Annotated in this window: 16 protein-coding genes; 10 read left to right on the plus strand and 6 right to left on the minus strand. The window is 70.2% G+C overall.

The window, feature by feature from the left end; all coding sequences use genetic code 11:
* Nucleotides 1-111 precede the first annotated feature (111 nt).
* The 3 genes from KCH48_RS34360 to KCH48_RS34370 all read left to right on the plus strand — a co-directional run bounded on the left by KCH48_RS34360 (nt 112) and on the right by KCH48_RS34370 (nt 1701).
* On the plus strand, nt 112-864 hold the full coding sequence (locus tag KCH48_RS34360; RefSeq protein WP_210580761.1) for a helix-turn-helix transcriptional regulator: 753 nt from the start codon (nt 112-114) through the stop codon (nt 862-864).
* Nucleotides 861-1043 carry a DUF397 domain-containing protein gene (locus tag KCH48_RS34365; RefSeq protein WP_210580634.1) on the plus strand — a complete coding sequence of 61 codons (183 nt, stop codon included), beginning with the start codon at nt 861-863 and terminating at the stop codon, nt 1041-1043. The genes KCH48_RS34360 and KCH48_RS34365 overlap by 4 nt, the downstream gene beginning before the upstream one ends.
* Before the next feature lie 160 nt (nt 1044-1203).
* The gene (locus KCH48_RS34370; protein ID WP_210580636.1) at nt 1204-1701 is read left to right on the plus strand and encodes an SgcJ/EcaC family oxidoreductase; all 498 of its coding nucleotides are present in this window, start codon (nt 1204-1206) and stop codon (nt 1699-1701) included.
* On the opposite strand, the gene KCH48_RS34375 is transcribed toward KCH48_RS34370, so the two are convergent.
* Together KCH48_RS34375 and KCH48_RS34380 are read right to left on the minus strand one after the other, a co-directional pair.
* Nucleotides 1667-3055, minus strand: a complete 1389-nt coding sequence (locus KCH48_RS34375) for a HAMP domain-containing sensor histidine kinase (protein ID WP_210580638.1) — start codon at nt 3053-3055, stop codon at nt 1667-1669. The two genes, KCH48_RS34370 and KCH48_RS34375, sit on opposite strands and share 35 nt — an antisense overlap.
* The gene (locus KCH48_RS34380) at nt 3052-3738 is read right to left on the minus strand and encodes a response regulator transcription factor (RefSeq protein ID WP_210580640.1); all 687 of its coding nucleotides are present in this window, start codon (nt 3736-3738) and stop codon (nt 3052-3054) included. The genes KCH48_RS34375 and KCH48_RS34380 overlap by 4 nt, the downstream gene beginning before the upstream one ends.
* A gap of 211 nt (nt 3739-3949) precedes the next feature.
* Here KCH48_RS34380 and KCH48_RS34385 point away from each other — a divergent pair, with 211 nt between their 5' ends.
* From KCH48_RS34385 to KCH48_RS34400, 4 genes are all read left to right on the plus strand, one after another.
* The gene (locus KCH48_RS34385; RefSeq protein WP_210580642.1) at nt 3950-5227 is read left to right on the plus strand and encodes an aspartate kinase; all 1278 of its coding nucleotides are present in this window, start codon (nt 3950-3952) and stop codon (nt 5225-5227) included.
* The gene (locus tag KCH48_RS34390) at nt 5224-6276 is read left to right on the plus strand and encodes an aspartate-semialdehyde dehydrogenase (RefSeq protein ID WP_210580644.1); all 1053 of its coding nucleotides are present in this window, start codon (nt 5224-5226) and stop codon (nt 6274-6276) included. The genes KCH48_RS34385 and KCH48_RS34390 overlap by 4 nt, the downstream gene beginning before the upstream one ends.
* Before the next feature lie 392 nt (nt 6277-6668).
* A complete protein-coding gene (locus KCH48_RS34395) occupies nt 6669-7334 on the plus strand; it encodes a SigE family RNA polymerase sigma factor (protein WP_374104739.1) in 666 nt (221 codons plus the stop codon).
* Nucleotides 7331-8473, plus strand: coding sequence for a hypothetical protein (locus KCH48_RS34400; protein WP_246886307.1), 1143 nt, complete (start codon nt 7331-7333; stop codon nt 8471-8473). Before KCH48_RS34395 ends, KCH48_RS34400 begins: the two co-directional genes overlap by 4 nt.
* Nucleotides 8474-8513: 40 nt before the next feature.
* On the opposite strand, the gene KCH48_RS34405 is transcribed toward KCH48_RS34400, so the two are convergent.
* Entirely contained in the window at nt 8514-9299 is a 786-nt protein-coding gene (locus tag KCH48_RS34405; protein ID WP_307841030.1) for an SURF1 family protein, read from the minus strand.
* A 133-nt stretch (nt 9300-9432) separates the two neighbouring features.
* Between KCH48_RS34405 and KCH48_RS34410 the strand changes: the two genes are divergently transcribed.
* A complete protein-coding gene (locus KCH48_RS34410) occupies nt 9433-11250 on the plus strand; it encodes a prolyl oligopeptidase family serine peptidase (protein ID WP_210580648.1) in 1818 nt (605 codons plus the stop codon).
* 123 nt (nt 11251-11373) lie between these two features.
* Here KCH48_RS34410 and KCH48_RS34415 read toward each other — a convergent pair whose 3' ends face one another.
* Entirely contained in the window at nt 11374-11688 is a 315-nt protein-coding gene (locus tag KCH48_RS34415) for a DUF6191 domain-containing protein (protein WP_210580650.1), read from the minus strand.
* A 151-nt stretch (nt 11689-11839) separates the two neighbouring features.
* Here KCH48_RS34415 and KCH48_RS34420 point away from each other — a divergent pair, with 151 nt between their 5' ends.
* Nucleotides 11840-12487, plus strand: a complete 648-nt coding sequence (locus KCH48_RS34420) for a DUF1707 domain-containing protein (protein WP_210580653.1) — start codon at nt 11840-11842, stop codon at nt 12485-12487.
* A 24-nt stretch (nt 12488-12511) separates the two neighbouring features.
* On the opposite strand, the gene KCH48_RS34425 is transcribed toward KCH48_RS34420, so the two are convergent.
* Nucleotides 12512-13243, minus strand: coding sequence for a MerR family transcriptional regulator (locus KCH48_RS34425; RefSeq protein WP_210580655.1), 732 nt, complete (start codon nt 13241-13243; stop codon nt 12512-12514).
* A gap of 54 nt (nt 13244-13297) precedes the next feature.
* Here KCH48_RS34425 and KCH48_RS34430 point away from each other — a divergent pair, with 54 nt between their 5' ends.
* Complete coding sequence (locus KCH48_RS34430) at nt 13298-13585, plus strand: hypothetical protein (protein WP_210580656.1); 288 nt, start codon at nt 13298-13300, stop codon at nt 13583-13585.
* A 121-nt stretch (nt 13586-13706) separates the two neighbouring features.
* On the opposite strand, the gene KCH48_RS34435 is transcribed toward KCH48_RS34430, so the two are convergent.
* Nucleotides 13707-15578: an NAD(P)-binding protein gene (locus KCH48_RS34435; protein WP_210580767.1), complete on the minus strand. Its 1872-nt coding sequence runs from the start codon at nt 15576-15578 to the stop codon at nt 13707-13709.
* Nucleotides 15579-15695: the final 117 nt, after the last annotated feature.

Here is a 15695-nt window from a genome sequence, read left to right on the forward strand (position 1 = left end):
GTGACTGAGGTGATACACGCCGGGCTGTATCCATCGGAGGTGCGCGCTGTGTCGGGCCAGTACAACTCCAACTCCCAGCCCCCTGTGGCCTGGCGTTACAGCGGCAACCAGATGAAGCGCTGGCGCACAAAGGCGAACGTCAGTCGCGAGGAGCTCGCCGCCGCCTCCAACTACTCGCCTGACACGATCAAGTCCATGGAGCAGGGCGTACGGATGCCGACGCCGCGTGCGCTCGATGTGGCGGACGAGTTGTGCCGGGCGGAGGGGTTGCTGAGCGCGGCCAAGGAGTACTTGCGGCGGGAGAAGTTTCCTGCGCGGGCGCAGGACTTCATGGAGCGGGAGAGGGAGGCGATCAGCCACCTGTCGTACGAAGTCACGTTGATCCCCGGGCTGTTGCAGACGAAGCAGTACGCACGGCAGCTGATCGAGAACCGCGTTCCGCCCCTGGATGAGGAGACGGTGGAGGAGCGGATCGCGGCACGTATGGAACGGCAGGCCATTCTCACGGACCGCAAGCCGCCGGTGGCCTTGAGCTTCGTGCTCCACGAGGCGGCGTTGCGCAGCCCTCAGGTGGACGCTGAGCAGTTGCACCGGTTGCTGGAGGTGTCCCGCCTGCGGAACGTCACGCTGCAAGTACTCCCTTTCGAACGGGCCATCCCCGCTGCACTCATGGGGCCGATGGTGCTGTTGGAGACGCGCGATCACGAGCGGCTCGCTTTCACGGAAGGGCCGTTCGCGAGCGAGCTGTCGGCCGGTCCGGAGGTTGTCAGCCGCGTGACCGAGCGGCTTAGCTTGATCCGTGCGCAGGCGCTCAGCCCTGCCGAGTCGGCCCGTTTCATCGAGCGGATGGTGGATCAGCCATGAGCGACCAGCTGAAGTGGTTCAAGTCGAGTTACAGCGACGACGAGGGCGGCAACTGCGTCGAAGTAGCCCTCTCCACCACCATCCACATCCGCGATTCCAAGGTCCCCGCCAGCCCCCACCTCCACCTCACCGCCCCCGCCTGGACGGCATTTCTCTCCGCCGTTTCCGCGGAAAGGTAGGCGTGACCGGGCGGTGACCCTGCGTAGGTTGCACGGGTCTTGGTCGTCCCCTGTACGTCGGCTGCATGGGTGCTAACCGGCGGAAAGCGAGTCTGGAGTCACTTCCACCGCGGCGAACGCGGAGGGAGGCACAAGGCCCCTGACACGCACTGGAGTTGCGATGACCCGCAAGACCCGTATACGCGCCGCCGTCGTCACTGCCGCCGCTGTCGTCGCCGCAGGCACCTTCGCCGCCGGCGCCGCGACGGCCGGGCCCGCGCAGGCCGGCAAGCCCAGCAAGGCGCAGGTCGCCTCGCTGTTCGACACGTGGAACGCCGCGCTGCAGACCGGTGACGCGCAGAAGGTCGCCGACCTGTACGCCGAGGACGCCGTCCTGCTCCCCACCGTCTCCAACAAGATCCGTATCGACCGGGAAGGCCGCGTCGACTACTTCGAGCACTTCCTGGAGAACAAGCCGGTCGGCACGAAGATCCAGACCGTGGTCAACGTCCTCGACGCCAACTCGGCGATTGACACCGGGACTTACAAGTTCGACCTGACCGACCCCGAGACCGGTGAGAAGCGTGTCGTCGAGGCCCGCTACACGTACGAGTACGAGAAGCGCAACGGCGAGTGGAAGATCGTCAACCACCACTCTTCTGCGATGCCCGAAGGCTGATCTCGACGCTCAGCCCGCCCCCGGGCGCGTCCTTCAGGGTCACCGTGCCGCCGTCGTCCGTCACCAGTTGTTTGACGACGGCGAGGCCGAGGCCCGACCCCGCGCGCCCGGTGAGGCCCTGGCCCCGCCAGAAGCGGTCGAAGGCGCGGGACTTCTCCGCGTCCGACATGCCGGGGCCCTCGTCCGACACGGACAGCACCACTTCGTCGCCCCGCTGCTCCACCCGTACGGTGATCGTGCCGCCGTCCGGTGAGACCTCCAGGGCGTTCGAGAGCACGTTGTCCAGGACCTGGTCCAGATGGCCGGGACTGGACAGGACGAGCAGCCGGTCGTCGGCACTCCCCCTGAGCGCGATGGTGACTCCGCGCTCGTCGGCGGCCGGCCTCCACACCGAGAGGCGTTCCCGGACGATGTCCCACAGGGGCAGCGGTTCGGCCGCCGACACCTTCGCCTCAGCCCGGGCCAGGACCAGCAGGCCGTTCACCAGGCGGCTCATGCGGACGACTTCGGCGGTGGCCTGCTCCACGTCCTCCCTTACGAAGTCGTCGTCCACGCCGTCCGCGATGTTGTCCAGGGACAGGCGCAAGGCCGTGAGGGGGGTGCGGAGTTGGTGGGAGGCGTCGGCCACGAAGATGCGTTGCGAGGCGATGAGGGTGTCGAGGCGCTCACCTGCCTGATTGAGGGTGCGCGCCAGTGTCTGTGTCTCCGACGGGCCCGTCACCGTCGACCGCGCCGTCAGGTCGCCGTCGCTGAACTTGCGCGCCATGTCGTTGAGTTGGCGCAGGGGGCGGGTGATGCGCCGTGCCGCCGCGGCGCCGATCACGGCCGCCACGACGAGGACGGCGACCGCGAGGCCCGCGCGGAAGCCCCAGATCTGCCACAGGCGACTGGTCAGGGAGTCGGTCTGGTACACGATGCGTACGGCGCCGATGACCTCGCCCCTGTTGCGCCCGTCACCGGGCACCGCGCTCTCCTGCGCGGGCACCGTGATCACCAGCTCCGGGCCCCAGATGAAGGAGGAGCCCCAGTTGGTCGCGGGCTCGCCCGTCTTCAGGACCTTGGCCAGGTTCGCGTCCCGGGCCGGTTTCGGCAGACCCGTCTCGGCGCAGCTCCCGGTCACCTCGACCTCGCCGTCGGTCTGGCCGGCGTACGCCGCCGCCATCTCGCCCAGTGCCGCGCACGACGGGGCGTCTCCGTTGCCGAGCAGCAGGGCCATGGTGTCGGCCTCACGCCGGACCGAGTCGGCGGTGTCGCCCCGCAGCTGGTCCGTGAGCGTGAAGGCCACCGGCACGGTGAACAGGGCGATGGCGACGGCGGTGAGACCGACGTAACTGCGGATGAGCTGACGGATCATGGTGCGCTGGTACCGCCGTCCACGATCTCCAGCCGGAAGCCGACGCCCCGTACCGCCTCGATCGTGATCGCGCCCGCGAGTTTCCGCCGCAGCGCCGCCACATGCACGTCGAGTGTCTTGGTCGGGCCGAACCAGTTCGCGTCCCAGACGGCCTCCATGATCTGCTCGCGCGACATCAGCGCGCCCGGTTCTTCGGTGAGAAAGGCCAGCAGGTCGTACTCCTTGGGGGCGAGGGGCACCTCCTCGCCGTCCAGCCGGACGCGGGCGGCCTTGCGGTCGATCGTCAGGCGCGGGCCGTAGCGGTCGGGGCCGGACTCCGCGGCCGTACGGGGCTGGAAGCGCCGCATGACCGCTCGTATCCGCGCGATGACCTCCCGTACCCCGAACGGCTTGGACACATAGTCGTCGGCGCCCAGTTCCAGGCCGACCACGCGGTCCGTCTCGTCGCTGCGTGCGCTGATCACGATGATCGGCACGTCGCCGCGCTCGCGGAGCGCCTTGCAGACGTCGAGGCCGTCGGTGTCGGGCAGACCGAGGTCGAGGAGGACGACGTCGTACGGCCCCTCGTACGCGAGTGCCGCGCCGCCCGTGGTCACCCACTCCACTTCGAAGCCGTAGCGGATCAGGCCGCGCCGGAGGGACTCGGCCACCGGCTCATCGTCTTCCACCAGAAGTACGTGCACAGGCGGAACCTTAGTGCTTGAAAATTGATGCACAGCGGTCGCTGAGCGGTCGCTTGTGACCCGTGGCACTTTTCCGCGTGCGTGCGCCGTATGCAGGGCATGTGCAGTCCGAGAAGGAGCGCCCGGAGATCTCACCATGCGGTATTCCGGAGGGGAAATTCGGACGCTCGGTAAACTGAGCCGACACACACGGACTGAGCGAGGAGCGCACGTGGGCCTTGTCGTGCAGAAGTACGGAGGCTCCTCCGTAGCCGATGCCGAGGGCATCAAGCGCGTCGCCAAGCGGATCGTGGAAGCGAAGAAGAACGGCCACCAGGTGGTCGTCGTCGTTTCCGCGATGGGCGACACGACGGACGAGCTGATCGATCTCGCCGGAGAGGTATCACCGATGCCTGCCGGGCGTGAGTTCGACATGCTGCTGACCGCCGGAGAGCGGATCTCCATGGCACTGCTGGCCATGGCGATCAAAAACCTGGGGCACGAGGCCCAGTCGTTCACCGGCAGCCAGGCAGGCGTCATCACCGACTCGGTCCACAACAAAGCCCGGATCATCGACGTCACGCCGGGCCGTATCCGGACCGCGCTGGACGAGGGCAACATCGCCATCGTGGCCGGGTTCCAGGGTGTCTCCCAGGACAAGAAGGACATCACCACGCTGGGCCGCGGTGGGTCCGACACGACGGCCGTCGCCCTCGCCGCCGCCCTCGACGCCGAGGTGTGCGAGATCTACACCGACGTCGACGGCGTGTTCACCGCCGACCCGCGCGTGGTGAAGAAGGCGAAGAAGATCGACTGGATCTCCTTCGAGGACATGCTGGAGCTGGCCGCGTCCGGCTCGAAGGTGCTGCTCCACCGCTGTGTGGAGTACGCCCGCCGCTACAACATCCCGATCCATGTCCGGTCCAGCTTCAGCGGACTGCAGGGCACGTGGGTCAGCAGCGAGCCGATCAATCAAGGGGACAAAAAGGTGGAGCAGGCCATCATCTCCGGTGTCGCACACGACACCTCCGAGGCCAAGATCACGGTGGTCGGCGTGCCGGACAAGCCGGGTGAGGCCGCCGCGATCTTCCGCACGATCTCGGACGCCGAGATCAACATCGACATGATCGTGCAGAACGTGTCCGCGGCCTCCACCGGCCTGACGGACATCTCGTTCACGCTCCCCAAGACCGACGGCCGCAAGGCCATCGACGCCCTGGAGAAGAACAAGCACGGCATCGGCTACGAATCGCTGCGCTACGACGACCAGATCGGCAAGATCTCGCTCGTCGGCGCCGGCATGAAGACCAACCCGGGCGTCACGGCCGACTTCTTCACCGCCCTGTCCGACGCCGGCGTGAACATCGAGCTGATCTCGACCTCCGAGATCCGTATCTCGGTGGTCACCCGCGCCGACGACGTCAAGGAGGCCGTGACCGCCGTGCACACCGCCTTCGGGCTCGACTCCGACAGCGACGAGGCCGTCGTCTACGGAGGCACCGGCCGATGACCGTACGACCGACGCTCGCGGTCGTGGGTGCGACCGGAGCCGTCGGCACGGTCATGCTCAAGATCCTGTCCCAGCACGCGGACATCTGGGGCGAGATCCGTCTGATCGCCTCGCCGCGCTCGGCCGGCCGCAAGCTGGCCGTGCGCGGCGAGGAGGTCGAGGTGGTGGCGCTCACCGAGGAGGCCTTCGACGGCGTCGACGTCGCCATGTTCGATGTACCGGACGAGGTCGCGGCGCAGTGGGCTCCCGTCGCCGCCGCCAAGGGCGCCGTGGTGGTGGACAATTCGGGCGCCTTCCGGATGGACCCCGATGTGCCGCTCGTCGTGCCCGAGGTCAATCCGCACGCGGCGCGGGTCCGGCCGCGCGGGATCATCGCCAACCCGAACTGCACGACGCTGTCGATGATCGTGGCCCTGGGCGCGCTGCATGCCGAGTACGGGCTGCGCGAGCTGGTGGTGTCGTCGTACCAGGCCGTCAGCGGGGCCGGGCGGACCGGCGTCGAGACGCTGCGCCGGCAGCTGTCCCTGGTGGCGGGTACGGAGCTGGGGACCAGCCCCGGTGATGTACGGCGGGCCGTCGGCGACGACACCGGGCCGTTCCCGGAGCCGGTCGCGCTGAACGTCGTACCGTGGGCCGGGTCGCTGCGTGAGGACGGCTGGTCGTCGGAGGAGATGAAGGTGCGGGACGAGTCCCGCAAGATCCTCGGACTGCCGCGGCTGCCCGTCGCCGTGACCTGCGTCCGGGTGCCGGTGATCACCACGCACGCCCTGACCGTGCACGCCCGCTTCGAGGGCGAGGTCACCGTCGAGGGCGTCCGCGAGCTTCTGGCCACGGCGCCCGGTGTCGTGCTCTTCGACAACCCGGCCGCGGGGGAGTTCCCCACGCCCGCCGATGTGGTCGGCACCGATCCGACCTGGGTGGGGCGGGTGCGGCGGGCGCTGGACGATCCCACGGCGCTCGAACTCTTCGTGTGCGGGGACAATCTGCGCAAGGGTGCCGCGCTGAACACCGCGCAGATCGCCGAGCTGGTGGCGGCGGAGTTGCGCTGAGTTCTTCCGCTCACAGGAAAAAGCTCCGGCATAGTAGAAAGCGTTTGTAGAATCTATGTACGACATGTGAGCTGGATGATGGTCCGGACCACTTGTACCGGGCCTCTTCGGCGTTCGAAGATTTCCTCCCCGCCCTCCGCAACCGTGCGGAGGGCGGGGAGCGTCTTTGCGGTCGCCCTCCCTTGGGGCGTGGAGACGCGATGTGGTCGGCGTGGGGACGCCGTGAGCCGAGCGTGGGGACGTTCGGTTCATATGGGACATAGGGGAAGAGCGGGACGCATGAGGGCTTGTGAGGCACCTTCAGCAGGGCTGCCCGAGGAGAGAACGGCGCCGGGCGGGAACGTGACGCCCGGCACGTACAACCCTCATGGGGGGACGCGTGTCCAACTGGCGTGGCAGAGGTACTCGATTTCACCGCGACGACGCACGGCACAGTCCTGCGTCCCCGCCGACCCCGCATGCCCGGCACGCCCGGCGGCATGCCGGTGATCGCGCCCATGCCCGCAGCGCGGCCCGCCCGCATACCCAGCCCGCGTGACGGGGACGAAGTCGACACAGTGGCCGCCGGTACCACCGTCGACCACCTCACCGAGACCTACCGCGCCCACTACCGCTCCCTGCTGGGCCTCGCGGCGCTCCTCCTCGACGACACCGCCTCCTGCGAGGACGTCGTCCAGGAGGCCTTCATCCGCGTCCACTCGGCACGCAAACGCGTCCGCGACCCGGAGAAGACCCTCGCCTATCTGCGGCAGACGGTCGTCAACCTCTCGCGCTCCGCCCTGCGCCGCCGCATCCTCGGCCTGAAGCTGCTGTCGAAGCCGATGCCCGACATGGCGAGCGCCGAAGAGGGCGCGTACGACCAGCTGGAGCGGGACTCGCTGATCAAGGCGATGAAGGGCCTCCAGCGCCGGCAGCGCGAGGTCCTCGTCCTGCGCTACTTCGCCGACATGACCGAGGCGCAGGTCGCCGCGACGCTCGGCATATCGCTGGGCTCCGTGAAGGCCTACGGCTCGCGCGGCATCGCGGCGCTGCGCATCGCCATGGAGGCGCCCGCATGACGGACGGAAAACCGCACGAGCCCTATGAGTGGCACGAGCCGACAGAGTCGGCCGACCCGCACGACCCGAAGCAATCGCACGCTGGGAACGGAACTGTGAACCACGGCCCCGACGACCAGAGCCTCCCCGGGCTCGACTCGGACGAGCTGGCACTGCGCAGGATGCTGCACGACGCGGTCCAGGAGATGGAGCCGCGCGACGGCACGCTGGACCACCTGCGGCGGGCGGTGCCCGCACGGCGGGTCCGCAAGCGCCAGGCCCTTGTCGGGATGGCCGCGGCCGCCCTGTTCATCGGCACCGCGGTCCCCGCCGCCCTGCACGTCTCCAACGCCACCGGCTCCGCCACCAACACCTCCAACGCCGGTCACGCGTCCCAGGCTCAGGGCGGCGCGGGACAGGACAAGGGCCCGGACGCCGGTCCGGGCACCTCCGGCGGCACCGGCGGCCAGTCCGCGGAACAGGGCGAGGGCGACACGAAGGAGGGCGAGAAGGGCAACAGCACCGGGCCCGGCTCCACCGGCGCCACCGCAGGCGCCGACCCCACGGCCACGACCTCGGTGGGCGCCCCCCTGTGCACCGCCGCGCAGCTCGGCGCCGACACCCCGATCACCGCCGCCGCCGACACCGTCGGCGCGGTCTACGGCAGCTTCCGCGTCACCAACGTCTCCACCACCGACTGCACGGTCACCAGCCCCGGCACGGTCGGCACGACCCCGCAGGGCGCCGCCGACGCCACCAAGATATCCATCCTGCGGCACGTCGCCGGGGACGAGGCGGCCTCCCTGCCCGACCCGTCCCTCGAGGCCCCCGAGCTGCTGCTGAAGCCGGGCGCGGCCTACGAGGTCAAGTTCGCCTGGGTGCCCTCGGAAACCTGCCCGCCCGCCGGCGACAGCAGCGGCGGCAACACGGGCGAACCGACGCCCGACCCGACGAACTCCGCGGACACCAGCGGTTCGACCACGGGAACCACCGGCACCGACTCCGGCACGTCGACCCAGCTGATGACGGAGGACGGCACGGCGGACGGCAGCGTGGTCGTGTCCTACACGGCAGAGCCTGCGGCACCCACGGCGTCTGCGACCGTGTCGGGCGCGTGTGCGGGGAAGGTGTACTGGACGGGGTTGCTGGCGGCGTCGTAGCCGCTGAACTCTTCAGGGCCAGGCTTCAGAGGGCTCGGGGCTACACGGATACGGGGTCGCGGTCTTCCGCGTCCACCAGCCCCAGCTGCGCGTCCCGTATGGACTCCACCTCGCGGCGCAGCAGCCGGAACCACATGAAGACCACGAACCCGGCGAAGACGAACCACTCGCCGGTGTAGCCGAGGTTCTGGAAGGCCTTCAGGTCCAGCCCGGTGTCCTGCGGGGCGGTCGCCGGCACCGTCTTCATCCCGGCGTCACCGGAGTTGAGGGTGACCCAGGCGTCGTACACGTCGTACGACACGAGGTTGATCAGCGAGGCCGCACTGATCGCCGCGGTCTGCCCGGCCGGCAGCCCGCCCCGCGCACTGACCCCGTTGTCCCCGGGCGTCTCGGACGCCTGGAGCGCACCGGTGACGGTGACCTCGCCGGAGGGCGCGGCGGGCGCCTTCGCGGCGTCGGCTTCGCCCGGCAGCCAGCCCCGCACGACGGGCAGGGCCTTGCCGTCGTCGGTGCGCAGCAGCGTCAGCACATAGAAGCCGCGCTTGCCGTCCAGCTCACGGTCCGGCACCAGCAGTTGCTTGCCGTACCGCCCGGTCGCGGTGGCCTGCTCGCCGGAGGTCTCCTTGTTCACGGGCAGCAACTCGGTCAGCGGCCGGGCCGCCTGCTGCTTGTCCGAGGCCGCCTTGTTCTCCGCGACCTGGTGGCTGTCCACCCGCTCCTCGAACCGGCTCAGCTGCCAGGACCCCATGTAGATGCAGAAGGGGATGGCGAGCAGCACGAAGACGTTGATTCCCCACCAGCGGGGGGTCAGCAGGAACCGGTACACGCCCTCAACGGTACGGGGCGGGCGCGGCGGGCAGGGGCGCGGGGTCAGTACCTCCGGTGGAGCGATGGTGGAGTTATCCACAGGCTGGGGAGCTGGCCAGCGGATTGTCACAGGGAGCGGGCAGTATGGAGCCATGACTGAGAGCAACGGGTCCGACTCTCCGGAGCGGAAAGAAGAGATGCCGGACTGGGAGAAGCGCTTCCGGGCGCCCCGGGTGTCGCTGCCCGACTGGGCGGAGGACGCACCGGACCGTTCCCTGTTCGTGTCGAACGCGACGGGGACGTACGAGTTGTACGCCTGGGACCGTGCGACGGGCGAGCAGCGCCAGGTCACCGACCGGCCGAACGGCACGACGGACGGTGTGCTCTCCCCGGACGGCGCGTGGATCTGGTGGTTCGACGACAAGGACGGCGACGAGTTCGGCGTCTGGCGCCGCCAGCCGTTCAGCGGCGGAGCGGACGAGACCGCCGTCCCCGGCCTGGAGCCGTCCTACCCGTCGGGCCTCGCCCTCGGCCGGGACGGGCGTACGGCGGTCGTGGGCCGCTCCACCGACGAGGACGGTACGACGATCCATCTCGCGCGCGCGGGCGAGGACCCGGTGGAGATCTACCGGCACCGCGAGTCGGCGGGCGTCGGCGACCTCTCCCACGACGGCTCACTGATCGCCGTCGAGCACACCGAGCACGGCGACGCGATGCACTCGGCGCTGCGTGTGGTGCGCCCGGACGGCACGGCGGTCGCCGAGCTCGACGACACCAAGGGCGGCACCGTCGAACTGGGCCTGGAGGTACTGGGCTTCGCGCCGGTCGAGGGTGACACGCGGCTGCTCATCGGGCATCAGCGGCGCGGTCGCTGGGAGCCGCTGGTGTGGGACGTCGCGAGCGGTATCGAGTCCGATCTGGCGCTCGACCTGCCCGGTGACGTGAGCGCCGAGTGGTATCCGGACGGCTCCGCGCTGCTCATCGTGCACAGCTTCGAGGCCCGCAGCGAGCTGTTCCGCTACGACCTCGCCTCCCGCGCGCTGCAGCAGCTCCCCACCCCGGCGGGCTCCGTCTCCGGCGCGACCGCCCGCCCGGACGGCACCGTGGAGTTCCTGTGGTCGTCGGCCGCCGAGCCGTCCACCGTCCGCTCCACGACGGGCGGCGTCGTCCTGGACCCGCCCGGCATGCGGTCCCCGGGATCAGTGCCAGTGGAGGACGTGTGGGTGGACGGTCCGGGCGGCCGTATCCACGCCCTGATCCAGAAGCCGGCGGGTGTCTCCGGCCCCCTCCCCACCGTCTTCGACATCCACGGCGGCCCGACCTGGCACGACAGCGACTCCTTCGCCGCCGGCCCGGCCGCCTGGGTCGACCACGGATACGCGGTCGTCCGCGTCAACTACCGCGGCTCCACCGGCTACGGGCGCGCATGGACCGACGCCCTCAAGCACCGGATCGGTCTCATCGAGCTGGAGGACATCGCGGCGGTCCGCGAATGGGCGGTCGCCTCCGGGCTCGCCGACCCCGACCGGCTGATCCTCACCGGCGGCTCCTGGGGCGGCTACCTCACCCTCCTCGGCCTCGGCACCCAGCCCGAAGCCTGGACGATGGGCCTCGCCGCGGTGCCGGTCGCCGACTACGTCACGGCGTACCACGACGAGATGGAAGCCCTGAAGGCCATGGACCGCACCCTCCTAGGCGGCACCCCCGAAGAGGTCCCCGAACGCTTCGAAGCATCCTCACCCATCACCTACGTCGACCAGGTCAAGGCCCCCGTCTACATCTCCGCAGGCGTCAACGACCCCCGCTGCCCCATCCGCCAGATCGACAACTACGTCAAACGCCTCGAAACCCGCGGCGCCGTCCACGAGGTCTACCGCTACGACGCGGGCCACGGCTCCCTGGTCGTGGACGAACGGATCAAACAGGTCCGGCTGGAACTGGACTTCGCGCGGCGGCACTTGGGGGGCTGAGGGGGGAGGGAGACGGCGGCCCGCGCCCCTAAGGGGCGCGGGGCTGTATCGATATGCGGCTCCGCCGCGTGGGCGCGACCAGCCACGATGGCGCCGCAGCGAATCGACGGGCCCAGCGGAACGCTACGGCGATGGGAGCCGTACGACCGCGACCCCGCCGTCCAGATCCACCCGCGTCCGGTTCGGCGGCGCCCCGTCCTCCTCGTCGTCCCGCATCACCAGCGACGACTGCCGTTGCTTCAACTCGTGCTGCTTGCCGGGGGAGAGCGCCCCGTGCAACTGCTCGAAGCCGGTCGCGGAGACCTGCCCGACCCGCGCGCTGTTCCGCCAGGGCAGCAGCCCGGCTCGCCCCATACGCAGCAGGAACTGGTCGACGAAGGCGATCACGGTGAGCAGGATCACCAGGCCGGGAAGGGTCACGAAGACGGCGAACTCCATGCGGCCAGTGTCGCCCGACACCCACCGGAACCGATACCCCCGTTCCACGTCTCGTCCCTCCGCCATGTCGCGATATAGCGTTGGCCTTCCACTCGCGCCGCTGCCGCTGCCTGCATAGCGCGGAGACGTTCGACAGGACCAGGACGGAAGCATGTCGGGAGAGATATCGCCCACCGGGAAGCACTCCGGCCCCGGCTCGTCGCCCGAGCTGCGCGCCTCGCATGCGGACCGGGACCGGGTCGTGGATGTGCTGCGTATCGCGGCGGGGGAAGGCCTGCTGAACGCGGACGAGTTGGACGAGCGCCTGGAAGCCGCCCTCTCCGCACGGACCCTGAGCGAACTGGCCGCCCTCACCGCTGACCTGCCGCCCGTATCGGCCACGGCCGGCGCGATCGTCGCAGAGGTCAAGGACGTGGTCCGGATCGAGCAGGTCTTCAGCGGCACGATCGAGCGCGTGGGCCGCTGGGTGGTACCGCGCAGACTCGAGCTCGCGGTGACGTACTGCGATGTGACGCTCGACTTCACCGACGCGGTGATCACGCACGACACCCTGCAGATCGACGTGGCCATGGCGGGCAAGACCCTGAAGCTGATCACGCGACCGGGCATCGAGATCGACACCGACGCTCTGCAACTGGTGCACTGCAAGCTCAAGAACCGTCGCAGTCCGACCACTCCCGATACGCCGGTCACCCTGCGAGTGGAGCTGGTCGGCCAGAAGGCCCACGGCCGCGTGGTGGTACGGCCCCCGCGCCGGACGTTCACGCAGTGGCTGCTGCGCAGGCCCAGGTCGCGCTGAGCTCTTGATGCTCTTCGAGCAGGCTCAAGCGTCCAGCCGCGCGCGAATCAGCGTGTCGAGTCGCTGCCACGCCGGGGACGAGGCGTTGACGGTGCTCTGGATGAGGGCGGGGATCTCGGAGGCCGCGTCCAACTCGGGCCGTGCGTCAGGTCCGTAGCGGTGCCGGGTCGCCTCGACGATGCGGTCGGCGAGGGTGTCGATGCGGGGATCGTCGGGAGCGAGGTCGTGGGCGTGGTCGTAGTCGAGGAAGAGCTGCCGTAGCGCCGGGTCGGCCAGGATGTCGGCCTGGTCGCGGAACAGGGTGAGCGCGCGGTCCGGGTGGGTGGCGAACACGAGGATCCACAGGTCGCGTTGGAGGTCCACCCAGCGAGGGGTGAACCCCCAGCCGGCCAGGTGCTCCAGATGGTCACCGACCTCGCTGGGCAGCGGTGCCAGATCCCCGTCGGCGAGCCGGCGCAGGCGGCTCTGCGTCGCCCGCAGGCCACGGATACGGGCGGTGAGCTCGTCGTCGATCTCGTGCAGCGCCTGCCGGAAGTCCTCGTCGGCCGCGGATCTCAGGTCCCGGATACGCGCCAGCGGAACGCCGGCTTCGGCGAGGGTACGGATCTTGATCAGTTCGATGGCGTCGTTCGCGCTGTACCGCCGGTAGCCCGACGCATCGCGGTCGGGCTCCGGGAGCAGGCCCTTGTCGTGGTAGACGCGAATGGTCTTGGTCGACACTCCGATGTACGCCGCCAGCTGCCCGATCGTGATCACTCGGCCATCGTCGCACTTGACCTTTCCCCAGGGGCAGGGCCGCACCATGGCGTCATGGCGAAAACGAACATCGATCAGGAGACCCTGCGCGCGCTGGCCGACGAGGGCAACGAGACAGCTCTGGACCTGCTGGCCGACCTCGCCGACGAAGCGGGCGCCCTCAGTGAACTGAGCGAGCTGCTGGACGAGGGATCCATGCGTGCCGGGTTCCTGCTGACTCGACGCGCGGCAGGAACCGGCGACCTGCGCGATCTGCAACGGATCTCCGACGCGGGATACGAGGAGGCGGGGAAGGAGCTGGACCGGCTGCTGAAGGCAGCGGTCGGCGAGCAGGGCGACTGATCACGCCGGTCTGCTCAGCGCCCCGAAGGGGCGCGGGGCTGTGTCTATATGCGGCTCCGCCGCGTGGGCGCGACAAGCCCCCACCGGCCCGCAGAGTAAGTACCGCACTACCCGCGGAGCGCTACGTCCCCGCCGCCTCCCGCCGCCTCCGCCCCAACAGCTCCGCCAGCCCCCTGCGAGTCGCCGCCAGCACCACCCGGTCTCCGGCCTGGAGCACGTACCCCTCGTGCAGGTCCCAGACGAGCCCTGACGGCCGTACGTCCCCGTTGTCGTTGTCCGGCGACGGCGGGAGGGCGAGGTCGGGCTGGCGTTCGTCGGGGGTGGCCGTGTCCAGGGCCAGCACCCGCCACGCCCCCGGCCGGAACGCCTCGGCGACCGTCTTGCCCTCCAGGCGCGGATGCCCGGCCACGTCGACGGCGGCGAACAGCAGTACGCGCCGCTCGACAGGGATGGCGCCCAGGATCTGGCGGCCCATCATCGCGCCGGCGAAGGAGGGCGCGGCCAGGTGCGTCACGCTGCGGCTGCGGGTGGAGGCGCCCGGGTGGGCGGCGCGCAGGGTGCGGTAGACGGCGGTCGCGAAGTCGTCGTCGTACAGGCGCAGGACGACGCGCAGGTCGGGCCGTACGGAACGGGCGTACAGCGCGGCTTCCAGGTTGGTCGTGTCCGCGCTGGTCACCGCGAGGAGCGCGTTCGCGCGGTGGATCTTGGCGGACTCCAGGACGCCCTCCTGGGTGACGTCCCCGAGGATCACCGGCACCCGCAGCCGCCGCGCGGTCGCGACGCCGCGCGCCTCCGGGTCGGCCTCGACGCACACCACCGGGATCTTCAGCTCGTGCAGCCGGGTCAGCACGCGGGTGCCGATCTTGCCGAGGCCGAGCAGGACGACGTGCCCGCCGAGCCCGCGCGATGGCTTGCGCAGGGCGGAGGCGCTGCGGAAGGTGCCCAGCGCCTCCAGTACGGCGGCCAGCAGGACGGGCAGCAGCAGCAACCCCAGCAGCCCGGACAGGAGTTGGAGGATCTGTCGGCCGAGCGGCTGGTGGAGGGCGGGCTCGTTGATGGCGAAGAGATCGAGCAGGGTCTCGTACGTCGCGTACAGCGGATGGTCCCCGGTGACCACCGTCAGCGCGACCGCGAGCGCCAGCACACACCCGACCAGACCCGCGAGCGACCACCGCAGCCGCCGCGAGAACAGCGACGCGAAGGCCGGTGCGACGCCGACCGCGCGCCCGGCCGGCAGCGAAGGACCCGAGTACGAGACCTGTTCCAGGACGACCGCCCCGCGCCCGGTGGCTGCCCGTACCGCGGCGTCGTCGGGCAGGAGCTGCGGTCCTTGCTCGTCGGTGTCCGTCGAGTCGTTGTTCGTGGGGGACAGCAGGGCCAGCGTGGCCAGCCCCGGATCGGGGATCCGGCCCCGCCACGGCTGCCGCTCGACCGCCCGCAGCAGCAGCCCGTCCGTCTGTACGACCTTGCTGGTCCCGGCGAGCGCGGTTGCGGCCAGCGCCGGTGCGGCCGTGTCGGCGTCGGACAGCACGGTCGTGGACGCGTCGGCGCCGATGTCGTCGATCCCGGTCGCCAACGCGGCCGCCTGGTCGAGGAGTTCCTCGATGTGCTGCCCCAGCCGCCGGTTGTAGAGCCGCAGGACGAGCCGCAGCCGGGGGTTGATCCGGCGGGCGGTGAGGGCGGCGCGGATGTTGGTCTCGTCGTCGTCGTACACGAGCGCCAGCGCGGCGGCCCGGTCCACACCGGCATCGGCCAGCACGGCCTCGGTGATCTCGGGCGCCTCCACGACCCGCCCGTTCCCGGCCGGCTCCCCATTGGCCCGGCTGACCCACCGGTCCAGCAGCGCCACCGAGACCGCCCGCGCCCGCCCGACCACCGGTGGCCGCGCGGTGGTCACCGAGGGCGGCACGACAAGCGTGACCTGCTCCCCGTACACCCCCCGCAGCTCGGCGGCGAGCCGGTGCGCGAGACCGTCGTCCCCGCACACCACCATGTGCGCCGACGACGTACCGCCCGGCTGACCCTGATTCGGAACGCTGCTGCCCACGAGGGGACAGACTGCCTCAAGGAGACGCGTGGTTCCAACAACGGGTTGAACGCCCGACCCTGT

The organism is Streptomyces sp. GESEQ-4 (assembly GCF_017948455.1).
GTDB lineage: Bacteria > Actinomycetota > Actinomycetes > Streptomycetales > Streptomycetaceae > Streptomyces.